Below are 23,458 nucleotides of genomic sequence, written 5' to 3' on the forward strand. Positions count from 1 at the left end.
TCCGGGCACAGCCTTACATCCTATCCCCCGCCTGGACCGGGGCGTCGTACGCTCGGGGCGTGACCGGCTTCGAGCACCACGACGCGGATGTCGATGTCCAGCGCTGGGCCGCGTTCGCGGCGGTCGAGGGCGGCGGCAACCCGGCGGGCGTCGTGCTGGACGCGGCGGGCCTGGACGACGCCGGGATGCTGCGCATCGCGGCGGAGGTGGGATACTCCGAGACCGCGTTCGTGACGCACGCCGACGCCGCGGGGCGCCGCGCGCGGATCCGGTACTTCTCCCCCGGCGCCGAGGTGCCGTTCTGCGGCCATGCGACGATCGCGACCGCGGTGTCGCTCGCGGGCCGGTGGGGCGAAGGGCCGCTGCTGTTCGACACGCCGGTCGGGCCGGTGGAGATCGCGACGAGCGCGACCGCCGGCGCTGTCGAAGCGGCCTTCACGAGCGTCGAGCCGACGGTCGAGCCGCTCGAGCCGGATGTGCTCGCCGAGCTGCTCGGTCTGCTGGGGCTCGAGACCCGCGACCTCGACCCGGCGCTGCCGCCGCGCGTCGCGTTCGCGGGCAACCGGCATCCGGTCCTCGTGCTCGCCGACCGCGCCCGATTCGACGGGTTCCGGTTCGATCCTGCGGCGGTCCGGAGTCTCATGGACCGCGAGGGCTGGGCCGGGACCGTCACCGTGCTGTGGCGCCAGAGCGCGGAGCGCCTGACCGCGCGGAACCTCTTCCCGGTCGGCGACATCCGGGAGGACCCAGCCACCGGATCCGCGGCGGCCTCGACCGGCGCCTACCTGCGCGCGATCGGCGGCGTGGAGCCGCCCGCCACAGTCACGATCGACCAGGGCGCCCACGTCGGACGGCCGAGTGTGCTGACGGTCGACATCCCGACTTCGGGCGGGATCACCGTCCGAGGATCGGCCGCGCCGATCTCCGTCGGCTCCTAGGCGCGCAGCCAGCGGCGGATCGCGAAGCCCGCCGAGAGGGCGGCCAGCACCACGCCGATCAGGATGACCACCGGCACCACCAGCATCGCGTCGCCCATGCCGACCCACGGGATCGTGCCCATGCGCGAGGTCAGGTATCCCTCGACGCCGAACTTCACTCCCGCCAGCACGGCGCCGCTCGCGAGCAGCGAGCCGATCAGCGCGGCGACGACGCCCTCGAGCACGAACGGCGTCTGGATGAACCGGTTGGAGGCCCCGACGAGGCGCATGATGCCCACCTCGCGGCGGCGGGCGTAGGCCGACAGACGGATTGTCGTGGCGATCAGCAGCACGGCCGAGATCAGCATCAGGGCCGCGATGCCGACCGCGATGTAGGTGGCGATGGTGAGGGCGGCGAAGAGCGGCTCGAGGTACTCGAGCTGATCCGAGATCTGCTCGACGCCCTCCACGCCCGTGAACGCCTCGACGATGACATCGGAGCGCGTCGGATCCAGCAGGTTGATGTGGAACACGGCGCTGGTCTGCTCGGGCGTCAGCAGGTTGGCGTAGTCCTCGCCCAGGTTCTCGAGCAGGGACTGGTACGCCTCCTCGGGGTTCTGGTACGTGAACTCCTGGATGAGCGGCGACAGCGTCTGTCCCTCCAGCTCGGCCTGGACGGCCGCGATCTGCTCCTCGCTCGCGACGCCGCCGGTGCAGGTCTCGGTGGTCGAGATCGCCGAGCACATGTACACGTCGACCTGCGCCCGATCCTGGAAGTAGTCGCGCATCGTGCCGATCTGCGCCTGCATCAGGATCGCCGCGCCCACGAACGTGAGCGACACGAAGGTCACGAGGACGACCGACACGACCATCGACGCGTTGCGCCGCAGGCCGGTGAGCACCTCGGAGAGGATCAGTCCCAGCCTCATGTCGTCGGTCCCACCTCGTCGTCGTCGCTCGGCCGCAGGCCGAGGCGGTCGGCCATGCCGAGCTCCTCCACGTCGATGTCCGGGATCGGGACGATGCCCGTGCGCGGCGCCGGCGCCTCCGGCTCCTGCGGCGTCTCGGCCGGCTCCTCTGCCGCCTCGGCGGGTGCGGCGACCGGCGGCGCGGCCGGGGCCTCGTCCGCGGGCGGCTCCTCCGTGAGCAGGTCGGCGAACATCTCCTCGCGCGCCTCGGCGACGGCATCGGTCATGGGCGCCTCGGGCTCCGCCGGCGCGACCGGGACGGCGCCCGTCGGGTCGCCCGCGACCTCGCGCTGGAGCTCGAGCACCGCGGTCAGCGCCGCGACCGCGGCCGCGCCGCGCTCGACCTGAGGCTCGAGCTTCTTGATGCCGGACCGGTCGCCGTAGCCGCCGTGACGCTCGTCGCGGACCAGGGCGCCGTCCTTCAGCTCGATCACGCGGCGCTGCATCTGGTCGACGAAGGTGGCCTCGTGCGTGGCGCACAGGATGGTCGTGCCCGACGCATTGATCCGCTCGAGCAGCATCATGATGTCGACCGACGTCCCTGGGTCGAGGTTTCCCGTGGGCTCGTCGGCGAGCAGGACCTGCGGGCGGTTCACCAGGGCGCGCGCGATCGCGACGCGCTGCTGCTCGCCACCCGAGAGCTCGTGCGGGAAGCGCTTCGCCTTGTCGGCGAGGCCGACCAGCTCGAGAGCCTCCGGCACCGCCTGCTTGATGAACGCGCGCGACGATCCGATCACCTGGAGCGTGAACGCCACGTTCTGGAAGACGGTCTTGGACGGCAGCAGCCGGAAGTCCTGGAACACCGAGCCGATGTGGCGCCGGAAGTACGGCGTGCGCCGGTTGGACAGGGTCTTGGTGTCCCGCCCCAGCACCACCACGCGGCCCTCGCTCGGGAGGTCCTCACGCAGGATGAGCCGCAGGCAGGAGGATTTGCCGGATCCCGAGGCGCCCACCAGGAAGACGAACTCCCCGCGCTGGACCTCGAAGTCGACATCGTCGAGGGCCGGCCTGGCGGTCCCCCGGTATCGCTTGGTGACGTGTTCGAACCGGATCATGGCGTACCGAGCCTAAGCGCCGGTCCGCGAGCGGCCCCGAGCGACACCCCCGCCGGGCCGGGTCGGCGGGGGCGGCGCCGGGTCAGCGCATGTCCTCCAGCTCCATGCCCTTGGTCTCGGGCACCTTGGCGCGCACGAAGAAGTACGACGCGGCGGCGCACACCGCGTAGAACCCGTAGGCGAGCGACAGCCCCATCTCGCTGAGCACGGGGAAGGTCGTCGAGATCGCGAAGTTCGCGACCCACTGGGCGGCCGCGGCCACGGCAAGCGCGCTGGCGCGAAGCCGGTTCGGGAACATCTCACCGAGGAGCACCCACACGATCGGGCCCCACGTCGCGCCGAAGCCGACCACGAACGCGTTGGCTGCGATCAGCGCGATGATCGACCACGGCGCGTCGAGCTGCGCCGTCGTGACGCCGTCGACCGTGACCAGGCGCGCGAACGAGAACGCCGCCGCCATCGCCCCGAGCGACACGGCCATCAGCGCGGACCCCGCCAGCAGCAGACGACGGCGCCCCACGCGGTCCACCAGCAGCACCGCGACGATCGTGACCGCGATGTTCGTGACCGAGGTGATCACCGAGGTCGCGAGGGCGCTCGACTCGTCGAACCCGACCGAGCGCCACAGCGTCGTCGAGTAGTAGAAGATCACGTTGATGCCCACGAACTGCTGGAAGACCGACAGCAGGACGCCCACCCACACGATCGGCTTGAGCCCGAGCACGGGGCCCACGAGGTCGCGCAGCGACTCGCGCCGCTCCGTGTCCAGCGAAGCGCGGATCTGCTGGATCTTGAGGTTGACGTCCGGCTCGCCCGTGAAGTCCAGCAGGACCTGCGACGCGCGGTCGTTGTCGCCGCGGAGCACGAGATACCGGGGCGACTCCGGCAGGCGCAGCGACATGAGGCCGTAGACCACGGCCGGCACCGCCTCGACCATGAACATCCAGCGCCACGCGGGCAGGCCCATCCAGAGCACCTCGGCCGCGCCGCCCGACACGGCGGCGAGCACGGCGTTGGACAGCAGCGCCACGAAGATGCCGCTCACGATCGCGAGCTGCTGCAGCGATCCAAGCCGGCCCCGGATGTGCGCCGGTGACACCTCGGCGATGTATGCCGGCGCGATCACGGAGGCGGCTCCCACGCCGAGGCCGCCGATCACCCGCCACAGGATGAGGTCGGCCACGCCGGTCGCGAGGCCGGACCCGACCGCCGAGACCAGGAACAGGACCGCGGCGGCGAGCATGACGGGCACGCGACCCCAGCGGTTGGCCATCGACCCGGCGAACCACGCGCCGACCGCGCATCCGAGCAGCGCGCTCGACACCGCGAAGCCCTTGAGGGCGGCGTCCAGGGCGAACTCCCCGGCCAGCGCGTCGACCGCGCCGTTGATCACGGCCGTGTCGAAGCCGAAGAGGAATCCGCCGAGCGCCGCCGCGAGGGCGATGCCGGTCACACGGGCGTTCACGCGTCTATATGCCGTCACGGTCATGCATTCGAGCGTACGTGCCGGTCACGGCCCGCCGGCCCGGGAGCCTCTCAGGCGCGCAGCGCGAGCGCGAAGGGCAGCACCGACTCCGCTCCGGCGCGGCGCAGCTCGCGCGCCGCCAGGGTGAGCGTCCAGCGGCTGTCGGCCAGGTCGTCCACCAGCAGGACGGGGCCGTCGGGCAGCGCGAGCCCGGAGGCGTCGAACCGCCCGTGCACGTCGGCCACCCGGAAGGCGCTGTTGCCGTCGGGTCGGCCGGCCGGCGCCGCCGGATCGGCGGCCAGGTCGCCGAGGTACGGCAGCCGGCCGATCTGCGCGAGCCCGTGCGCGAGCGACGTCACCAGCCGCGGTCGCGTGCGCGACGGCACGGAGACGACCGCCGCGGGGCGCCGCTCCCAGCCCCACTCCGCCAGCACCCGCACGCACGCGTCGAGGAGCCGGGGCGGTACGTCCTGGTCGGGGGCGCCGGCCGCGAACAGCTCCCGCAGGGCGCCGCCCCAGCCGAGGTCGGTGAGGCGCGCGAGCGCGCGTCCCTCGAGCGCCTGCTCGCCCGGGGCGATCCGCCCGGTCAGCGGCACCCCGAGGCGGTCGAGGCCGGACGGCCACTGCCGGCGCACCTCGATCGGCACCCCGACGCGGTCGAGCGCGGAGGCGGCCTGCGCCGTCACGTCGCGCTCGATGCGGCTGGAGAGCCACGGACCCGCGCAGTTGTCGCATCGTCCGCACGGGACCGCCGTGTCGTCGTCGAGGCGGCGCTGCAGGAACTCCATGCGGCACCCCGTCGTGCTCTCGTACGCGAGCATGTCGTCCTGCTCGGCGCGGCGCGCGGCGGCGATCCGCTGATACCGCTCGGCGTCGTAGTCCCACGGCGCCCCGGTCGCCACCCACCCGCCGCGCTCCCGCCGGACCGCGCCGTCGACATCGAGCACCTTGAGCAGCAGCTCGAGCGGGGTGCGCCGGATGTCCACGATCGCCTCCAGCGCGGGCGTCGACAGCGGAGCGGCCGCCGCGCCGAGCGCGGCGAGCACGCGCTCGGCGCGCTCCTGATCCGGCATGGAGGCGGTCGCGAAGTAGTGCCAGATGTCCCGGTCCTCGGGGCCCGGCAGCAGCACGACGTCGGCCGAGTCCGTCGCGCGGCCCGCGCGGCCGACCTGCTGGTAGTACGCCACGGGCGACGACGGCGCCCCGAGGTGCAGCACGAAGCCGAGGTCGGGCTTGTCGAAGCCCATCCCGAGCGCGCTCGTCGCCACGAGCGCCTTGACCTCGTTGCGCTTGAGCATGGCCTCGGACTCCGCGCGCTCGTCGGCGTCGGTCTGGCCCGTGTAGGCCCGCACCGCGTGCCCGTGCTCGCGCAGCAGCCGCGCGGTGTCGACCGCGGCGGCCACCGTGAGCGTGTAGATGATCCCGGAGCCGGGGAGCTCGTCGAGGTGGCTCAGCAGCCATGCGAGCCGGGCTGTGGCGTCGGGCAGGCGCAGCACGCCCAGGCGCAGCGACGACCGCGCCAGCGGACCGCGGATCGTGGTCACGTCCTGCGATCCGAGCTGCTCGACGACGTCCGCGACGACGCGGCTGTTCGCGGTCGCGGTCGTCGCCAGCACGGGCACGCCCGCGGGCATCTGCGCGATGAGATCGCGGAGCCGGCGGTAGTCGGGCCGGAAGTCGTGGCCCCAGTCGCTGATGCAGTGCGCCTCGTCGACCACGAGCATGCCGATGCGGCGCACCAGCGCGGGCAGCTGCTCGTCGCGGAACGACGGGTTGTTCAGGCGCTCGGGCGACACCAGCAGCACGTCGACCTCGTCGGCGTCCAGCCGCGCGAGCACCTCGGCCCACTCGTGCGCGTTCGTCGAGTTGATCGCGACCGCGCGCACGCCTGCCCGCGCGGCCGCCTCGATCTGATCCCGCATGAGGGCGATCAGGGGCGACACGAGCACGGTCGGCCCGGCCCCGCGATCCCGCAGCAGCCGCGTGGCCACGAAGTACACGGCGGACTTGCCCCATCCGGTGCGCTGCACCACGAGCGCGCGGCGCCGGCGCCCGACCAGCGCCTCGATCGCCTCGTACTGCCCCTCGTGGAACACCGCCTCGTCCCGCCCCACGAGGCGGCGCAGCGCGGCGAGCGCCTCATCCCGGAGCGCATCGGAGGGCACGTCGGCGGGCGAGGGATCGTGGAACATGCGTCCAGCCTCGCAGGCCCCGCCGACATCGGACGACCGCCCGCGCACCGTGGGGCAGACTGGATCCGAGGAGGCAGGATGAAGCACCGCGCGGGACGGATCGTCACGGTCGAGTCGCTGGCGGAGCTCGACCGGCGTCTGGCGGAAGGCGCGCGGCACCTCACGGGCTGGCGCCTGATCGGGCTGGATCTGCGGGACCGCTCGCGGGAGCTCGCGGACCGGGACACGTCCCGCACGACGTTCGCGGGCTGCACGTTCGCCCCCGGCGACGAGCTGCTGCACGCCGCACGCGGCGCGCTCATCCTGCCGGACGTGAGCGCCGCGCCGGCCGATCCGCACCGCGCGACGCTGTACACGGCCGACGAGCTCTACGACACCCCGGACTATCGCGGCAGCCTCGACGGGCGCGCGTACGCGTGGTCGCAGGGGCACGATGCGCCCGACGCGCTGCTCGGGCGCGTGCTCCACGACGACGGAATCGACCGCGCCCTGGCCGGATGGGTCGCCGGACGGCGCCTCGTCGGCGTCATGGGCGGGCACGCCATGCGCCGCGGCGAGCGCGACTACGCGGGCGCGGCGCGCCTCGGTCGCCTGCTCGGCCGGGCCGGCTTCACGGTCGCGACCGGCGGCGGGCCGGGGGCGATGGAGGCGGCCAATCTCGGCGCGCGCCTGAGCGCCGCCGACGAGACGGTCCTCGACGAGGCGCTCGTCACGCTCGCGACCGCACCCTCCTACCACCCGTCGGTCGACGCGTGGCTCGCGGCGGCGCGCGTGGTGCTGACGCAGGCGGCGGACGTGCCGGCGACGGACACGCTGGGCGTGCCGACCTGGCACTACGGGCACGAGCCTCCCAACCTGTTCGCGACCGCGATCGCGAAGTACTTCCGCAACGCGCAGCGCGAGGCGATCCTGCTGCAGGTGTGCGCGAGCGGGATCGTGTTCCTGCCGGGCGCGGGCGGCACGGTGCAGGAGATCTTCCAGGACGCGTGCGAGAACTACTACGCGAGCGAGGACGCGATCGCGCCCATGGTGCTCGTGGGCCGGGAGCACTGGACCGAGACCCTGCCGGCGTGGGCGCTGCTGCGGGCGCTCGCGAAGGGGCGGCCCATGGAGCCGCACGTCCACCTGGTCGAGACGGTCGACGAGGCCGCCGAGATCGTGACGCGCGGCGCATGAGCACCGCGTACGCGCCCGCGCCGTCCTGGCGCATGTGGCTGATGTGGGGCATCGGCGTGCTCGGGTACGTGCTCGCCATCACCAACCGCACCTCGCTGTCGGGCGTCGGCGTCGACGCCGCGCACCGGTTCGAGGCCGACGCCTCGACCCTGTCGATGTTCGCGGTGCTCCAGCTCGCCGTCTACGGGTTCATGCAGCTGCCGGTGGGCGTGTGGCTCGACCGGTGGGGCGCGCGCCCCATCATGGCGCTCGGGATGGTGCTCATGGCGGCCGGCCAGGTCGTCATGGCCCTGTCCCCGGACGTGGGCGTGGCCATCGCGGCGCGCATGCTGCTCGGCGCCGGCGACGCCGCCATCTTCCCGGGCGTGCTGCGCCTGATCGCCACGTGGTTCCCGGCCCAGCGCGGCTCGCTCATGATGCAGCTCACGGGCATCCTGGGCCAGCTCGGCCAGGTCGTGGCCCTCGTGCCGCTCCCCCTGCTGCTGCACGCGACGAGCTGGCAGGTCGCGTTCGGGGCGCTCGCGGGCTCCGCGCTCGTGTTCGCGGTGCTGATCGCGCTCATCGTCCGGAACCATCCGCCGCAGCTGCCCGCCGACCTCTCGGTCGACACCGACACCGGCGCGATCACGGTCGTGACGTCGTCGATCGACACGCGGCAGGGCATCCGGGCGGCGTGGTCCCACCCCGGCACGCGGCTCGCCTTCTGGACGCACTTCACCACGCCGTTCGCCGGGTCGGCGTTCGTGATGCTGTGGGGCGTGCCCTTCCTCACGGCGGGCGAGGGCCTCAGCACCGCGCAGGCCGCGACCGTGACCAGCATCTACGTCGTCGCGGGCATCGTGCTCGGTCCCGTGGTCGGGGCGCTCTCGGCGCGGCACCCGCACCGGCGCTCCCGGCTCCTGGTGCTCCCGGCCGTGTGGGTGCAGCTGCTGGTGTGGAGCGTCGTCCTGCTGTGGCCCTCGCCCGCGCCCGTGTGGCTCCTCGTCGTGCTCGTGGTCGCGCTCGCGGCGGGCGGACCGGCGTCCATGGTCGCGTTCGACTTCGCCCGCGCACACAATCCGGCGCACCGGCTGAGCACGGCGACCGGCGTCACGAACGTCGGCGGCTTCCTGGCGGGGCTCCTGGCCATCCTGTTCATCGGCATCGCGATGGACGTGCAGGGCGCCGGCTCGCCCGAGCTCTACTCGGCCGACGCGTTCCGCTGGGCGTTCGCGACGCAGATCCCGCTCTGGCTGCTCGGGATCGCCATGATCCTCCGCGAGCGCGCCCGCACCCGCGCCTACCTGCTCGACCGGTGATGCCCGCCCGCGGCCGTGGCACGATGTGGGCACGACGTCGCCTCACGCGCCCGGTCCGCTCCACCACCGGCGCCGCCGCATGGTGGGCCGCGACCCCCGCGAGACGCACCGCTCGGCCACACCGCTCGAGCTGCTGTACGACCTGACGTTCGTCGTGGCGTTCAGCCAGGCGGGAACGCAGGCCGCCCATCTCCTGGAGCTCGGGCACATCGCCGCCGCCGCCGTCGGATTCGTCCTGGCGGTGTTCGCGGTGACGTGGGCGTGGATCAACTACACGTGGCTCGCGTCGGCGTTCGACCCGCCGCTGCCCGTCGCGCTCGCCCTGTTCGCGGTGTTCGCGGCGCTGGAGATGCTCGTGCCGGTGCTCGCCGAGCGCGGCCGTGGCACGCCCTGGCACCCGCACCACATCGCGGAGCGGTACGGGCTTCGGGCACCGCCATCAGGCCGCGGCGCTCGAGGAGCTCGGCGCGCGCGGCTGATCCGCGGCGCGCCCGCGCGGGCCGTGCGGATGTCCGCGGGTGCTGACAGCATCGGGGTATGACTCCCCCGGCACCCGAGAACCCCCAGGCCCCGGCCGGCGCCCGCCCGCCCGTCGCGCACGGGCCGGTCCATCGCGGCATCGTGCCGCCGTTCCTGCTGCGGCGGATCGCCCGGTTGGATGACGGCGAGGGCGTCGAGCTCGAGCACGCCCCCGAGGCCGCCCGCCGCACGCTCGGGATCGACGGACCGTTCCGGGCCGAGCGCCGCAACGGCGAGCCGGGACTGCCGGGCCTGGTCCGGCCGTCGACGCGGCCGGGGCTGCAGCAGCCGGTCACCGGCTCGACGCCCCCGGGGCAGCCCGATCGGCTGATCTTCGACGCCAAGGGCACCGAGGACCTGCCGGGCGAGCAGGTGCGCGCCGAGGGCGAACCCGACACGGGCGACCTCGCGGTGGCCCAGGCCTACGACGGGCTCGGCGACACCTACGCGCTGTTCTGGGAGGCCTTCGGGCGCGACTCCATCGACGGGGCCGGGATGCGGCTCGACGCGACCGTGCACTTCGGCGACCGCTACGACAACGCGTTCTGGGACGGCGCCCGCATGGTCTTCGGCGACGGGGACGGGGAGATCTTCCGCGGCTTCACCGGCTCGCTCAGCATCATCGGCCACGAGCTCGCGCACGGGGTCACCGAGCGCACCGCCAACCTCGTGTACCAGGGGCAGTCGGGCGCGCTCAACGAGCACGTGTCCGACGTGTTCGGCGCGCTGGTCGAGCAGCGACTGCAGAGCCACACGGCCGATCAGGCGACCTGGCTGGTGGGCGCGGGCATCTTCACGGAGCGGGTGCGCGGCGTGGCGATCCGCTCGATGCGCGCGCCCGGCACGGCGTACGACGACCCGGTGCTCGGCAAGGACCCGCAGCCGGCGCACATGCGCGACTTCGTCGAGACGACCGACGACAACGGCGGCGTGCACATCAACTCGGGCATCCCGAACCGGGCCTTCGTGGTGCTCGCCGAGACGCTGGGCGGCCACGCGTGGGAGCGGGCCGGCCGCATCTGGTACGAGGCGCTCACGGGCGACCGGCTCACCGCGACCGCCACGTTCGCGCAGTTCGCCGCCACGACGATCGCGGTCGGCCGCGAGCTCTACGGCGAAGGATCGGCGGAGGCCGACGCCGTGGCCGCCGCGTGGGACGCGGTCGGCGTCGCGCCCGGACGCCTGCGGCAGGCGATGTCGCGGGACTAGCCTTGCCCGCATGAGGGTGACCGTCTCGAGGACCGGCGGGTTCGCCGGCATCCGCGCGACGTGGGAGGTGCACGTCGAGGCGCAGCCCGACCGCGCCGCGTGGCGCGAGCTCGTGGAGTCGATGCCGTGGGACGACGTGCCGCCCGCCCCGCCCGAGCCCGACCGCTACATCTACCGGATCCGCTGCGAGAAGCACGAGGTCGTGCTCGCGGAGCGCCAGCTGCGCGGCCCCTGGCGCATCCTCGTCGAGCGCGTGCGCGAGCGCGGCCGCCCGGCCGCCCCGCCGCCACCGGCGGCGCCCGACGGCGCGGGCTGACCCCCCCTCCTCCTCACAGCACGTGTTCTCACCGGGGACACGCGATCCGGGCGCCCGGATGACGTGTGATGTCCTGAGACATCACAGGCACCCGGATGACGTGCCGCCGGTGAGAACACGTGTCATCAGACCAGCCGCGCTCGACCAGCACGGCGACCGTGCGCGGCGGGACCGTGACGGTCGCCGTGGCGGCATCCCACGTGGTGCCCTTGACGATCGGGTCGGAGCCGTCCGCGAGGGCGTCCGCGAGGGTGAAGCCACGGCCCTCCAGGCCGTCGACGACCTGGGTCAGCGGCTCGGGCGAGGCGTTGAAGACCACCAGGGCGCCCTCCAGGGCCGCGTCGACGTCGGCGCCGACCGTGTCGTCGACGAGCATGACGATCGAGCCCGCGGCATCCGTCTGCGGGAACGACACCTTCTCGTGGATGAGGTCCGCCGATCCCAGCGTGAGCAGGTCGACCGACGAGCGCACCCGCAGCAGGTCAAGGGCCGCGGCCTCGGCCGTCGCGATGTCGTCCGCGGTCGGCTTGAGCGCGGGGTCGCCCAGGAGCGGCGCCATGATGCCCCACTTGCCGCCGTTGTCGGCCTTGGGCGGCAGGCCCGATCCGAACGTGGACTCCTGCCCCGACCAGTCGATGCGGTTGAACCAGTCGCCCGAGTCGTAGCTGTTGCGGTCGAGCGACTTCGAGCGCAGCAGCTCGGTGCCCGCGTGCCAGAACGACACGGACTGCGACAGCGTCGCGGTCGCGAGCGACAGCGTGTTCATCCGGATGCGGTCGGACATGGCCGTGTCGCGCGGCAGCTTGAGCACCGACAGGTCGTACAGCGTCTCGTTGTCGTGCGCGTCGACGTAGTTGACGACCTCGGCCGGCTCGTCGGCGTAGCCTGCGGGCGACCCGCGGTAGTCGAGCTGATCGCCGCGCAGCACCTCGCCGTTCGACGCGCGCAGCTCGTAGTCGCGCAGGTTGCCCGCGAGGCCCAGCTTGACCAGGTCGGTCTCGTGCCCGAGGTCGGCGAGCGCCTGCTCGGTCGAGCCGTTGATCGCATCGCCGTTCGGGTCGACCCCCAGGCCCGTGCCGAAGCCCTGCCGGAAGGTCGACGAGGAGTCGACGGGGCTGCCGCCGTGGACCGCGTCGCGCAGCCGGTCGTTGAACGTGCCGATGCCCGTGCCGCCGAGGTTGCCCTGCTTGGCCTGCTCGAACAGCCGGTCGCCCGCGACCTCCCCGAAGTCCCAGCCCTCTCCGTACAGGTACACGGTCGTCCCGTCGACGCCGTCGTCCTCGAGGGTCAGGGCGTCGAGCGCCTCGCGCACGGCCGCCATGTTCGCGGTCGAGTGGTGTCCCATCAGGTCGAAGCGGAACCCGTCGACCTTGTAGTCGCGCGCCCACGTGACGACCGAGTCGACCATGAGCTTCTGGGCGGCCGCGTGCTCGGTGGCGACGTTCTCGCAGCACGTCGACTTCTCGACCGCGCCGGCCGCGTTGAGGCGGTGGTAGTAGCCCGGCACGACCCTGTCGAGCACCGACCGCTCCCCCTGACCGGACTGCGCCGTGTGGTTGAACACCTGGTCCAGCACGACCTCGAGGCCCATACCGTGCAGCGCGCCCACCATGGAGCGGAACTCGGCGACGCGCGCGCCGCCGTCGGGGTCGACCGCGTACGAGCCCTCGGGCACCGTGAAGTGGTACGGGTCGTAGCCCCAGTTGAAGCCGTCCTGACCCGCGACCGCGCCGACGCAGGCCTGCTGCTGGTCGGATGCCGGCGGCAGCGCCGCGAGGTCGCAGTCGGGCGTCGCCTGCGCGTCGCGATCCTCCTGGATCGTCGCGATGTCGAACGAGGGCAGCAGGTGCACGGTCGTGATGCCGGCGTCCGCGAGCTGGCGCAGCTGATCCGTGCCGTCGCTGTCGCGCGTGAACGCCCCGTAGGTGCCGCGCAACTCCTCGGGAACCGTCTCGTCGGTGATCGAGAAGTCGCGGATGTGCAGCTCGTAGATCGCGCGGTCCACGTCCTGCTCGACATCCGGATCCGGGGCGTCGCGCCACGCGCGCGGGCGCCACTCGCCGTCCCGCAGGTCGATCGCGACCGAGCGCTCCGAGTTCTCCGTGAGGGCGACCGAGTAGGGGTCGGTCACCACGTTGGTCTCGATCGCGCCGGTGGTCGGCGCGTAGACGCGCACCTCCCACGCGTACTCGTCGCCCTTGAGGGCGCGCGTGCCGCGCACCTCCCAGGCGCCCGAGGCCGCGTCGAAGTCCGCCTCGTGTCGCACCGGGTCGCCGTCGGCGCCCGCCTCCCACGTGAGCAGGGTCGCGGTCTGCGCCGTGGGCGCCCACAGCCGGAACGTGGGGGTCTTGCCGCGGAACGTCACGCCGAGGTCCACGTCCTCGAGCGCCTCCGCATAGAGGTCGTCGAGCACGCCCGGGATCTGGACGCCCGTGAACGCCGTGAGCGTGCCGTCGGGCGCGGTCTGCGAGACCGCGAGCTGCCCTCGCACGAGCGCCGCGGCGTCCTGCCCCTCGACCCGCAGGGCGAGGTGGTCGGCGAGCGCCGGGAAGCGCTCGCGCTGCGCCTCGGTGAGGCCGCCGTCGACCACCGCGAGCGCGATGCCCTCGCCGCCCGCGACCTGCCCGTCGACGACCTCGAGGCCCGCCTCGTCGGACGCGTGCAGCGCGTACGACGCCCCGTCGGCCGAGCCGAGGTCGGCCGGCCATGCGATGGTCTCCGCGTCGATCCAGTGCGCGCGCTCCTCGCCTGTGCCGGCCAGCGGCGGGGCCGCGGCCGTGATCTCGAGCCGGTGGTCGGCGATCGTGTAGCGGAAGGCGACCGGGGTGCCGTCGTCCACGCTGAATGCGATGTTCGCGCCGTCGCGCGCGCCGTCAGCGCCGTAGTTCTCGGCCCAGCTGCGACCGTGCGCGACCTTGGCCTCGTACGAGCCCGCGGGGATCGCATCCGTGGTGAGCTCGTACACGCCGTCGCGGTCGCCGTCGAGCAGCAGCGAGGCCAGGCAGTCCGGCGCCCAGTCGCCCGCGCAGCCGATCTCGCTCTGGAAGCTTCCCGGCACGGTGACCATGGGGCCCTCGGCCGTGGACTGCGCGGCGTTCGAGCGCGGGTCGAACACGAAGGTGATCGGGCCGCCGCCGTGCGTGAACGCGTAGTTCGCCCCGTCGCGCACGCCGCCGACGCCGTAGTTCACGGCCCAGCTGCCGTCGATCGCGATCTTGTACTCGTAGTCGCCCGCGGGCAGGTCGAAGGTCGCCTCGTACACGCCGTCGGCGCGCAGCGAGAGCTTCGCCGCCTCGCACGCCGGGTCCCAGTCGCCGGCGCAGCCGAGCTCGGAGTTGTGGCTGCCGGGGACCGTCACCATCTCGATCGGGTTCTCGGGCTCCTCGGTCTCGGCCAGCGTGACCGCGTTGCCGACCGACGCGTACGTCGACGCGGCCGAGCGGTTCCCCGCGGCGTCGGTCACGACGGCGCGGTACTCGACCAGGGTGCCGCGGGCCAGGCCGGCGACGTCGTGGAACACGCGCGGCGTGGTGTCCTCGGCGGTGCCGAGCGCGCGCCACTCGCTCTCCCCCGCGACCCGCCACGCGAAGCTCGTCTCGATCCAGCGGTCGCCCTCGACGTCCGCCGACACCGCGGCCTGGCCCTCGAGGCCGGCACCGGCCGCGGGCACCGCGACGGCGACCGCGGGGGCCGCAGCGTCGGCCGTGACGGCGCGGTCGGCGCGGTACACGACCGCGCTCAGGGCCGGCACCGTGACGGTCGCGGATGCCGCGGCGTCGCTCGCGATGCCCGCCTCCGCGCCGTACACCGGGGCGTATGCGGCGTCGGCCGTGAGCGTCGTCAGCGTGACCTCGCGCGCCTCCTCGGCGTTGTTCACCGCCACCAGGTACTCGACCTTCTCGTCGCGGTCCACGCGCGAGAACGCGTAGACGCCCGCGCCGCTGTCGGCGTGACGCTCGATCTGCGCGCCGGTGGCGAGCGCCGGGTGCTCGTCGCGCAGCGCCGCGAGCGCCGAGATGTGACCGTAGAGCGGTGCGGCGGTGTCGTAGCGGTCGACCGACCCGGCGTTCTCGCCCGTGACGAGGGGCTGGTCCGCGTACTCGGCGACCTGGCTCGCGAACAGCGTCTGGCGGGCGGACTTGTCACCGCCCAGGCCCGCGAAGCCCTGCTCGTCGCCGTAGTAGACGACGGGCTGACCACGCGTGAGGAACATCAGCTCGTGAGCGAGCTCGTCGCGCTCGAGCGCTTCGCCCGTGTTCAGCAGGAAGTGGCCGACGCGGCCCATGTCGTGGTTGCCCAGGAACGTCGGCAGCGCGTGGGCCGACGAGTCCGGCGTCGTGTAGCGGTCATCCCCGGCGAAGAGACCCTGCAGCCCCTTGGCGGAGTTGCCGCCGGCGAATCCGACGGCCGACGACTGGAACGCGAAGTCCAGGACCGAGTTCATGTCGGTGTCGCGCACGTAGGGCGACAGCTTGACCGGGTCGGCGTCGTACACCTCGCCGAACATGAAGAAGTCGCTCTTGCCCTGCGCATGCGCGTAGTCCAGGACCTCGGTGGTCCAGCGCTCCCAGAACTCGAAGTTCACGTGCTTGACGGTGTCGATCCGGAAGCCGTCGATGCCGAGGTCGATCCAGTCCTGGTAGACGTCGACGAAGCCGTTCACGACAGTGGGGTGCTCAGTCATCAGGTCGTCGAGGCCGTCGAAGTCGCCGTAGGTGACGGACTCGCCGCTCCAGGTCGAGTTGCCGCGGTTGTGGTACAGCGTCGGGTCGTTGAGCCACGCCGGGGTCTTGGCCTCGGCGTCCGTCACGACCGGCGTGTACGGGAAGGAGGTGGCCGCGTCCATCGCGGGGAACGTGTCGCCGCCCGCGTAGTCGGCGGGGTCGAACACGTTGCCGTCCGCGTCGGTGTACGGGCTCGTCGCCTGGTCGACGTACGAGTACTGCGCCTCGGCGTAGTCGATCACGTCGGCGGTGTGGTTGGTGATGATGTCGAAGTACACCTTGAGGCCGCGCGCGTGGGCGTCGGCGATCAGCGCCGCGAGCTCCTCGTTCGTGCCGAGGTGCGGGTCGATCCGCGTGAAGTCGGTGATCCAGTAGCCGTGGTAGCCGGCGCTCGCGTTCGCGCCGGCCCCCTGCACGGGACGGTTGGCGAAGCTCGGCGTGAGCCAGATCGCGGTCGTGCCGAGGCCCTCGATGTAGTCGAGCTTGGACCGCAGGCCCGCGATGTCGCCGCCCTGGTAGAAGCCCTTGTCGGTCGGGTCGAAGCCGTGCGCGTAGCGGTCGCCCTCGATCCCGCCCGTGTCGTTCGCGGTGTCGCCGTTCGCGAACCGGTCGGTCATGACGAAGTAGAAGCGCTCGTCTCCGCCCGGCTGGCGCACGGGGGCGGCCGCGAGCGCGGCGTCGGCGTCCGTGTACTCGCCGGGAAGGCCCGTCACCTCGACGCCCACCCGCTTGCGGTTGTCGTCGAACACGAACCGCAGGCTCGCCGGGCCCGCCACGGTGAGCGGGATGTTGTCGCCGCCGCCGTCGAGTCCGTAGGACTCGTCCCACGTGTCGTTCAGGGCGACCTTGTACTCGTACGATCCGGCCGGCACGGCGAACTCGGCGGCGTACACCCCCTCGGTCCCCGTGGGCAGCAGCTCGGTGTCGGCGCAGGCGGGCTGCCAGTCCTCGGTGCAGCCGAGCTCGGACTGCAGGCTGCCCACGAGCGCGACGGATCGCTCGGCGGCCGCGGCCGGGAGCGACGTGACCGCGGCGCCCGACAGCGCGAGGGCCGGGATGGTCAGCAGGGCGAGGGCGCGGCGGTGCGCGCGGGTCGTCTTCGACAAGTCATCTCCATCGATGCACGGGAACGGCGACGCGGGGCGTCCCCGCGACCGTAGCAACGCGCACGCTGGATCTGCAAGCGCTTGCACGCGTTACATCCGGACTGATCGCGCGTTACAGCGATGGCCCGCACAGCGGGAGCATCGGTGAGCGACGGAAGTGCAAGCGCTTACATCATCGGTGTCCAGGGCGGCGTCTGCCGTTTCGTCTCCGCTCAGCGACCGCGGAGGGAGGCTTCCCGCACGCGCAGATCGCGGGCGAGGTGGTCGCGCTGCTCGATCACGAGCCGCCGCAGCGCGCCGGGCGCGTCGGCGTTCGCCGCGAGCCACGCGTCGACGGGCTCGAGCGAGTCGGATGCCGGGAACAGCCCCGTGACGAGCCGCCGTGCGATCTCGATCGAGCGCTCGGACCACGTGTCGCGGATCCGGGCGAAGTACTCGTCGTCGAACCGCGCGAGCATCGAGCGGCTCTCCCCCGTCCGCGCCCCGGCGATCGTGGCGTCGAGGTGGTCGTTCGTGAGGGAGCGGTCGTCCCACGCCGCGTGCCACGCGGCCGCGCGCACGTCGGCGTCGCGGCGCGCCGCGAGCACCCGGATGCGGGCGGTGCGTCCGGTGGCGGTGTCGTCGCGCGCGAGCTCGGCGTCCGCGTCGGCCTCGCCCGCGTGACCCGTGGCGGCGAGCGCGGTCAGCCACGACCAGCGCAGGTCGGCGTCGAGCGGCAGCCCATCCGGCACGGGCGCCGCGCCGTCGAGCATGGCGCGCAGCTCGCCCGCGCGGGCGTCGTCGAACGCCGCGGCGCCCGAGAGGGCGCGCGCCCACGCGAGCTGCGCGTCGCCTCCCGGTGCGGCCGCGTGGGTCTGCGCCCACGTCAGGTCGAGCCACGCGCGGCGCTCCTCGGCGCGGGCCTCGATCGGCACGTAGTGGCCGATCGCGAACGCCGCGTTGCCGGTGACGCCGCCGAGCAGGCCCACGTGCGCCTCGGCGGGCGCGTGGCGACGGACGATCTCGAGATAGCGGCGCGCGGGCAGCTCGCCGTCGCGGGTCGCGTTCCACAGCGCCGACCAGGCCAGGCCCCGGGCGAGCGCGTCCTCCAGCGTGGACAGCGCCTCTTCCACAGCGTCCAGGGAGCGCGCGTCGAGCCGCGCCTTGGCGTAGGTCAGGTCCCCGTCGTTGATGAGCACGAGGTCGGCGTCGGGCAGCTCGACGCGCGTCCGCTCGTCGCGGAGGTCGGCCTCCACCAGGGCGGTCCGCTCGAGCCGCCCGTCGCGGAGCGCGTAGCAGCCGATCGCGAGCCGGTGCGGGCGCGGATCCGTCTGGATCAGCTCGCCGGCCTCGCGGTCGTACGTCAGGGTCGACATGCCGGTGGTCTCGAGCCAGGCGGCCGACCAGGCGCGCAGGTCGCGGCCCGACGCCGCCTCCAGGTCGGCGAGCAGGTCGTCGAGCGTGGTGTTGCCGTATGCGTGGGCCCGGAAGTAGCGGCGGGCGCCCTCGAAGAACGCGTCCTCGCCCACGTACGCGACGAGCTGCTTGAGCACCGACGCGCCCTTCGCGTAGGTGATGCCGTCGAAGTTGAGCTTGGCCGCCTCGAGATCGGGGATGTCGGCGACGATCGGGTGGGTGGTGGGCAGCTGGTCCTGCTGATAGGCCCACGCCTTGCGGCGCGCCGCGAACGACACCCACGCGTCCGCGAACCGGGTCGCGGCCGCCGAGGCGTGCGATCCCATGTAGTCGGCGAATGACTCCTTGAGCCACAGGTCATCCCACCAGCGCATGGTCACGAGATCGCCGAACCACATGTGGGCCATCTCGTGCAGGATCGTGTTGGCGCGCGCCTCGTGCTGCGCGTCGGTCGACGCGCCCCGGAAGACGTACGCCTCCGTGAAGGTCACGAGGCCCGGATTCTCCATGGCGCCGAGGTTGTACTCGGGCACGAACACCTGGTCGTACGTCGACCACGGGTAGGGGAAGCCGAACGCCTCGTGGAAGAAGTCGAGGCCCTGACGCGTGATCTCGAGGATCTCGTCGGCATCGAAGTGCCGCGCGAGCGACGCGCGGCAGTAGGCGCCCAGCGGGACGGTGAGCCCGTCGCGCTCCCATTCCCCGCTCGCGCCGTGGTACGGCCCTGCCGCGACCGCCGTGATGTAGCTCGACAGCGGCAGGGTCGGCGCGAACTCGACCGTCTGGGCGTCGCCGTGCACCTCGGTGCGGACGGCGGCCTGGTTCGAGAGCACGTGCCAGCCGGCGGGCGCCGACACGACGAACGTGAAGCGCGCCTTCATGTCGGGCTGCTCGAAGCACGGCATGACGCGGCGCGCGTCGGCGGGCTCGTACTGCGTGTACAGGTAGGTCTCGCCGTCCACCGGGTCCCGGAACCGGTGCAGGCCCTCGCCCGAGCGGCTGTAGGCGCCGACGGCCTCGATGCGCACGACGTTCTCACCCTCGAGCCCCGCGAGCAGGATGCGTGCGCCGTCCCACGCGACGTCCCGGTCGACGCCGTTCACGACCACCCGCTCGACCGACTCGCCGATGAAGTCGACCCAGGTCGCCTCCACGGTCGCGTCGAACTCCAGCGTCACGACGGTCGGGAATCCCGTGCGCCCGGCGTCGGGCGCACCCGTCAGGTCGAGCTCGACGCGCACGTCGCGGAGCGAGATCGACGCGGAGCGCGCGGCCGTCTCGTCGCGGGAGAGGTTGGCGGCGGCGTTGGCGGAGGTCATCCGTCCATCGTTCCACGTCGGGGACGAGTGTCCGGTTCACCGGCACGGCCGCGGATCGCCGGCCGTACCGCCGCAGTGGGGCATCGTCAACCCCGTTCGGCAGGATGCGCCGGCGACCTACGGTCGGGAGCACACCGATCCGGAAGGGAGCACGATCATGACCGATTCCGAGCGAGGCAACACCACGCACGGTCCCCGAACGGACGAGCAGCTGGCGCAGGAATCGCGCGGCATGGTGCAGGGACACGGCGCCCCGCACGCCGAGCCGTTCCGCGAGACCGAGCCGCTGCCCGATGACACGGATGCGCCGGACGTCGATCGGGCGTTCCGGCACGAGACCGCGCCCGGCGCGGAGACCGAGGACGGCGCGCTCGAGCAGGCGCCGGTGGGGGACGCACCGGTCGCCGACGACGTCGAGCCGCCGCGGCGCGGCGCCTCGGAGGAGGACGCGCCCGAGGATCTTCTCGACGACCGCGGGGTCGAGGAGGGCGGCGCGGATGAGTGACACCGGCGTGAAGACCGCCGATCTGGCCGACCTGCTCGCCGAGCCCGGGCCGTGGACGACCGTGGTCGTCGACGGCCGCGGCGGGCGTCCCCAGGCCGAGGAGCTGGCTCGGCGCCGCGCGGTGACCGAAACGCTGGGCGACCTCGGAGCGCCGGGCGACGACGTCCGCGCCGTCGCAGAGGCGCTCGACGAGGGCGACGGCCTGCCGAGCCCGTCCACGCGCGTGCTGCTCGTCCGCGGCGGCCGCGCGGTCCTGGACGAGTCCTTCGTCGGCGCCCGGCGCGGGGGCGAGGTGCTGGAGCACGGGCCGCTCCCCCGCATCCTGCCGCTCCTGCGGCATCGCGCGGGCGTCGTCCCGTATCTGGTCGTCGAGACCGCGCGCGAGGGCGCCCGGCTCAGCCTGTGCCAGGCGCAGCGCGGCGCGCGCGACACCGAGACGACCGAGATCGAGGGCCGCACCGACAGCCTCAACAAGGTGCAGGCCGGCGGATGGTCGCACCGCAGATACCAGAACCACTCCGAGGACATCTGGGAGCACAACCAGGCCGAGGTGGCCGAGGCGGTCGACCGGCTGGTGCGCGAGCGGCGGCCGCGGTTCGTGGTCGTCGCAGGCGACGTGCGAGCGCGACAGCTGCTGCTCGAGCGCCTCGCGCTCGCGTCGCGGGGGCTCGTCCTCGAGGTCGACGCGCACACCAAGGCGGAGGGCTCCGACGACGGCGCGCTCGACGACGCCGTCTCGCGCGCCGTGCAGGCGGGCATCGACGCCGAGATCGCCGAGGCCCGCGACCGCGCGGCCGCCGGTCACGGCGCGTCGGGAGCGCGCGGCTTCGGCGACGTCGTCGCGGCGCTGCAGCAGGCGCGCGTGGACACGCTGCTGCTGGATGCGCGTCTCGCCGACTCCGACGAGACCCTGGTCGCACTCGACACGCAGCCGTGGATCGCGCGACAGCGCGGCGACGAGCTCGCGGCCGGCTCGCTCGGCCCCGTGCAGGCCGCCGAGGCGCTGGCCCGCGCGGCCGTGCTGAGCGGCGCGCGCGTGCTCGTGATCGAGGACGACCTGCCCGATGGCGAGCCCCGGGACGGGCGCCCGCCGGCCGAGCCGCTCGCGTCGCTGAGGTGGGCGGACGGCGGATGACCACCGCACCGGGTCTCGTGCGGGTGGGGGTCTCCGGCTGGCGCTACCCCAGCTGGCGCGGAGACTTCTACCCGCGCGGCCTGGTGCAGCGGCGCGAGCTCGAGTACATCGGCGAGCGCATGTCGAGCGCCGAGATCAACGGCTCCTTCTACTCGCTGCAGCGCCCCGAGAGCTACGTCCGGTGGCGCGACAGCGTGCCGGGCGGTTTCGTGTTCGCGGTCAAGGGACCGCGCTACATCACGCACATGCTCCGCCTGCGCAGCGCCGGCACCGCCCTGTCGAACTTCTTCGCTTCGGGGCCGCTCGCGCTCGGACCGAAGCTGGGGCCCATCCTCTGGCAGCTGCCGGCGCGCCATCCGTTCGAACCCGACACGCTCGACGCGTTCCTGGCCTCGCTGCCGCGCACGACAGCCGCCGCGCTCGAGATCGCGCGCGGGCACGACAGCCGGCTCACGGGGCGCACGTGGCTGGAGATCGACGAGGACCGCCCGCTGCGGCACGCGATCGAGCCGCGCTCGGACAGCTTCGCCGATCCGGCCTTCGCGGACATGCTGCGAGAGCGCGACGTCGCCCTGGTCGTCGCCGACAGCGCGCAGGAGTTCCCGATGTTCGACGCCGTCACGTCCGATCACGTGTACGTCCGGCTGCACGGCTCGCAGGAGCTCTACATGAGCGGGTACACCGCGGAGGAGCTCGACGAGTGGGCCGCCAGGGTGCGCGCGTGGGCGGACGGCTCCGGATGCCCCGACGGCGCCCCGCGCGACGTCTACGTGTACTTCGACAACGACGGCCGCGGGTTCGCTCCCCACGACGCGGTCGCGCTCGAGGCCCGGCTCGCAGCGGTCCCCACGGGCTGAGGGAATGCCCCCCACTCCATTCGGTTGAATGGGGATGTGAACGACGCCCTCCGCATGCCCGCCGACCGCCGGGCGACCGTCGTCGTGATCGGCGCGGGCCAGGCGGGGCTGTCGGCCGCGTACCACCTGCGCCGCCAGGGCTTCCAGAGCGCGCTCGAGCACCCGGGCGGCGAGCGCACATACGTCGTGCTGGACGCGAACCCAGCGCCCGGCGGGGCCTGGCAGCACCGCTGGGAGTCGCTGCACGTCGGCAACCTGAACCGGATCTTCGACCTGCCGGGTCTGCCGCAGCCGGCCATGGACGCCGACGAGCCCAGCCGCACGGCCGTGCCGCGCTACTTCGCGGAGTTCGAGGACCGCTACGCGTTCCCGATCCTCCGCCCCGTGCGGGTCGACAGCGTGGACTACGCGGACGACGACGAGACCGGCGACCTGATCGTGCGCACCGACCACGGCACGTGGACCGCCCGCGCGCTCGTCAACGCGACCGGCACGTGGAACAACCCTGTGCTGCCCTCCTACCCCGGCAAGGAGACGTTCCGCGGCCGACAGCTCCACACGCGTGACTACGGCGCGCTGGAGCACTTCGCGGGAAAGCGGGTCGCGATCGTGGGCGGCGGGATCTCGGCCATCCAGCAGCTCGAGGAGATCTCGCGCGTGGCCGACACCTTCTGGTACACGCGCCGCGAGCCGGTCTTCATCGAGGGCGAGTTCGACCCCGAGACCACGGGTCGGAGCACGATCGACAAGGTCATCGCCGATGTGGAGGCGGGCCGGCCCACCGGGAGCGTCGTCGGCTACACCGGGCTCGGCTGGTCGCGGTACGCGCGCGCGGCCCAGGCGCGCGGCGCCCTCGTGCGCCGCCCGATGTTCACGCGGCTCGAGCCCGAGGGCGTGCGGGAGGCCGACGGCTCGTTCACGCCGCTCGACGCGATCCTGTGGGCCACGGGTTTCAAGGCCGACCTGCGCCACCTCGACCCGCTGTACCTGCGCAACGAGCTGGGCGGCATCACGATGCGCGGCACGCAGGTGCGCGGCGAGCCGCGCGTCCACCTGATCGGCTTCGGTCCGTCTCAGTCGACCGTGGGCGCCAACCGGGCCGGCCGCGAAGCCGTCGCGGGCCTCGTGCGCTACCTCGACGAGGGCTGGGCCGAGGAGGACGTGGCGGTCTGACGGCCGGAAGGACGGCACGTCAGAAGGGCGATGCGCCGCCCGATCAGACGCGGCGACGGGAGTCGAACCCGCAACGCCGCCGGGTATGAGCCGGGGCCCGGGACCACCCGGATCGCCGCGATGACCCCA

At 73.2% G+C, this 23,458-nt stretch carries 16 protein-coding genes and 1 tRNA gene; 10 read left to right on the forward strand and 7 right to left on the reverse strand.

Annotation, left to right across the window (positions count from 1 at the left end; genetic code table 11):
- Nucleotides 1-59: 59 nt before the first annotated feature.
- On the forward strand, nt 60-938 hold the full coding sequence (locus B5M43_RS07290) for a PhzF family phenazine biosynthesis protein (protein ID WP_134745656.1): 879 nt from the start codon (nt 60-62) through the stop codon (nt 936-938).
- On the opposite strand, the gene ftsX is transcribed toward B5M43_RS07290, so the two are convergent.
- The 4 genes from ftsX to B5M43_RS07310 all read right to left on the reverse strand — a co-directional run bounded on the left by ftsX (nt 935) and on the right by B5M43_RS07310 (nt 6,597).
- A complete protein-coding gene (gene ftsX, locus B5M43_RS07295; RefSeq protein WP_055991658.1) occupies nt 935-1,846 on the reverse strand; it encodes a permease-like cell division protein FtsX in 912 nt (303 codons plus the stop codon). The genes B5M43_RS07290 and ftsX overlap by 4 nt on opposite strands.
- The gene (gene ftsE / locus B5M43_RS07300; protein ID WP_055991655.1) at nt 1,843-2,940 is read right to left on the reverse strand and encodes a cell division ATP-binding protein FtsE; all 1,098 of its coding nucleotides are present in this window, start codon (nt 2,938-2,940) and stop codon (nt 1,843-1,845) included. Before ftsE ends, ftsX begins: the two co-directional genes overlap by 4 nt.
- A gap of 82 nt (nt 2,941-3,022) precedes the next feature.
- Nucleotides 3,023-4,429 (reverse strand): sugar porter family MFS transporter, encoded by a 1,407-nt coding sequence (locus tag B5M43_RS07305; RefSeq protein WP_055991653.1) that lies wholly within the window; start codon nt 4,427-4,429, stop codon nt 3,023-3,025.
- Nucleotides 4,430-4,476: 47 nt separating this feature from the next.
- Nucleotides 4,477-6,597, reverse strand: coding sequence for a RecQ family ATP-dependent DNA helicase (locus tag B5M43_RS07310; protein ID WP_134745655.1), 2,121 nt, complete (start codon nt 6,595-6,597; stop codon nt 4,477-4,479).
- A gap of 78 nt (nt 6,598-6,675) precedes the next feature.
- On the opposite strand from B5M43_RS07310, the gene B5M43_RS07315 reads away from it, so the two are divergent.
- From B5M43_RS07315 to B5M43_RS07335, 5 genes are all read left to right on the forward strand, one after another.
- Complete coding sequence (locus B5M43_RS07315) at nt 6,676-7,773, forward strand: LOG family protein (protein ID WP_134745654.1); 1,098 nt, start codon at nt 6,676-6,678, stop codon at nt 7,771-7,773.
- Nucleotides 7,770-9,071, forward strand: coding sequence for a nitrate/nitrite transporter (locus tag B5M43_RS07320; protein WP_134745653.1), 1,302 nt, complete (start codon nt 7,770-7,772; stop codon nt 9,069-9,071). Before B5M43_RS07315 ends, B5M43_RS07320 begins: the two co-directional genes overlap by 4 nt.
- 79 nt (nt 9,072-9,150) lie before the next feature.
- Nucleotides 9,151-9,612, forward strand: a complete 462-nt coding sequence (locus tag B5M43_RS07325; protein ID WP_134745652.1) for a low temperature requirement protein A — start codon at nt 9,151-9,153, stop codon at nt 9,610-9,612.
- Entirely contained in the window at nt 9,609-10,799 is a 1,191-nt protein-coding gene (locus B5M43_RS07330) for a M4 family metallopeptidase (RefSeq protein WP_082543116.1), read from the forward strand. Before B5M43_RS07325 ends, B5M43_RS07330 begins: the two co-directional genes overlap by 4 nt.
- Nucleotides 10,800-10,809: 10 nt before the next feature.
- The gene (locus B5M43_RS07335; RefSeq protein WP_055991640.1) at nt 10,810-11,115 is read left to right on the forward strand and encodes a protealysin inhibitor emfourin; all 306 of its coding nucleotides are present in this window, start codon (nt 10,810-10,812) and stop codon (nt 11,113-11,115) included.
- A 28-nt stretch (nt 11,116-11,143) separates the two neighbouring features.
- Here B5M43_RS07335 and pulA read toward each other — a convergent pair whose 3' ends face one another.
- Nucleotides 11,144-16,945, reverse strand: coding sequence for a pullulanase-type alpha-1,6-glucosidase (gene pulA / locus B5M43_RS07340; RefSeq protein WP_134745651.1), 5,802 nt, complete (start codon nt 16,943-16,945; stop codon nt 11,144-11,146).
- A 212-nt stretch (nt 16,946-17,157) separates the two neighbouring features.
- Nucleotides 17,158-19,659 (reverse strand): aminopeptidase N, encoded by a 2,502-nt coding sequence (gene pepN / locus B5M43_RS07345; RefSeq protein ID WP_134745650.1) that lies wholly within the window; start codon nt 19,657-19,659, stop codon nt 17,158-17,160.
- Between the two features lie 157 nt (nt 19,660-19,816).
- On the opposite strand from pepN, the gene B5M43_RS07350 reads away from it, so the two are divergent.
- Genes B5M43_RS07350 through B5M43_RS07365 form a run of 4 tightly spaced genes read left to right on the forward strand, consistent with a single transcriptional unit; the run spans nt 19,817 to nt 23,329 of the window.
- Nucleotides 19,817-20,164 (forward strand): hypothetical protein, encoded by a 348-nt coding sequence (locus B5M43_RS07350; protein WP_205829482.1) that lies wholly within the window; start codon nt 19,817-19,819, stop codon nt 20,162-20,164.
- The gene (locus B5M43_RS07355; protein ID WP_134745649.1) at nt 20,157-21,299 is read left to right on the forward strand and encodes a Vms1/Ankzf1 family peptidyl-tRNA hydrolase; all 1,143 of its coding nucleotides are present in this window, start codon (nt 20,157-20,159) and stop codon (nt 21,297-21,299) included. The genes B5M43_RS07350 and B5M43_RS07355 overlap by 8 nt, the downstream gene beginning before the upstream one ends.
- Entirely contained in the window at nt 21,296-22,156 is an 861-nt protein-coding gene (locus tag B5M43_RS07360; RefSeq protein ID WP_134745648.1) for a DUF72 domain-containing protein, read from the forward strand. The genes B5M43_RS07355 and B5M43_RS07360 overlap by 4 nt, the downstream gene beginning before the upstream one ends.
- A 54-nt stretch (nt 22,157-22,210) precedes the next feature.
- A complete protein-coding gene (locus B5M43_RS07365; protein ID WP_134745673.1) occupies nt 22,211-23,329 on the forward strand; it encodes an NAD(P)-binding domain-containing protein in 1,119 nt (372 codons plus the stop codon).
- A gap of 47 nt (nt 23,330-23,376) precedes the next feature.
- Here the strand turns inward: B5M43_RS07365 and B5M43_RS07370 are convergent.
- Nucleotides 23,377-23,449, reverse strand: a tRNA-Met gene (locus B5M43_RS07370).
- Between the last annotated feature and the right edge of the window lie 9 nt (nt 23,450-23,458).

Source organism: Microbacterium sp. MEC084 (assembly GCF_004514465.2).
Classification (GTDB): domain Bacteria; phylum Actinomycetota; class Actinomycetes; order Actinomycetales; family Microbacteriaceae; genus Microbacterium.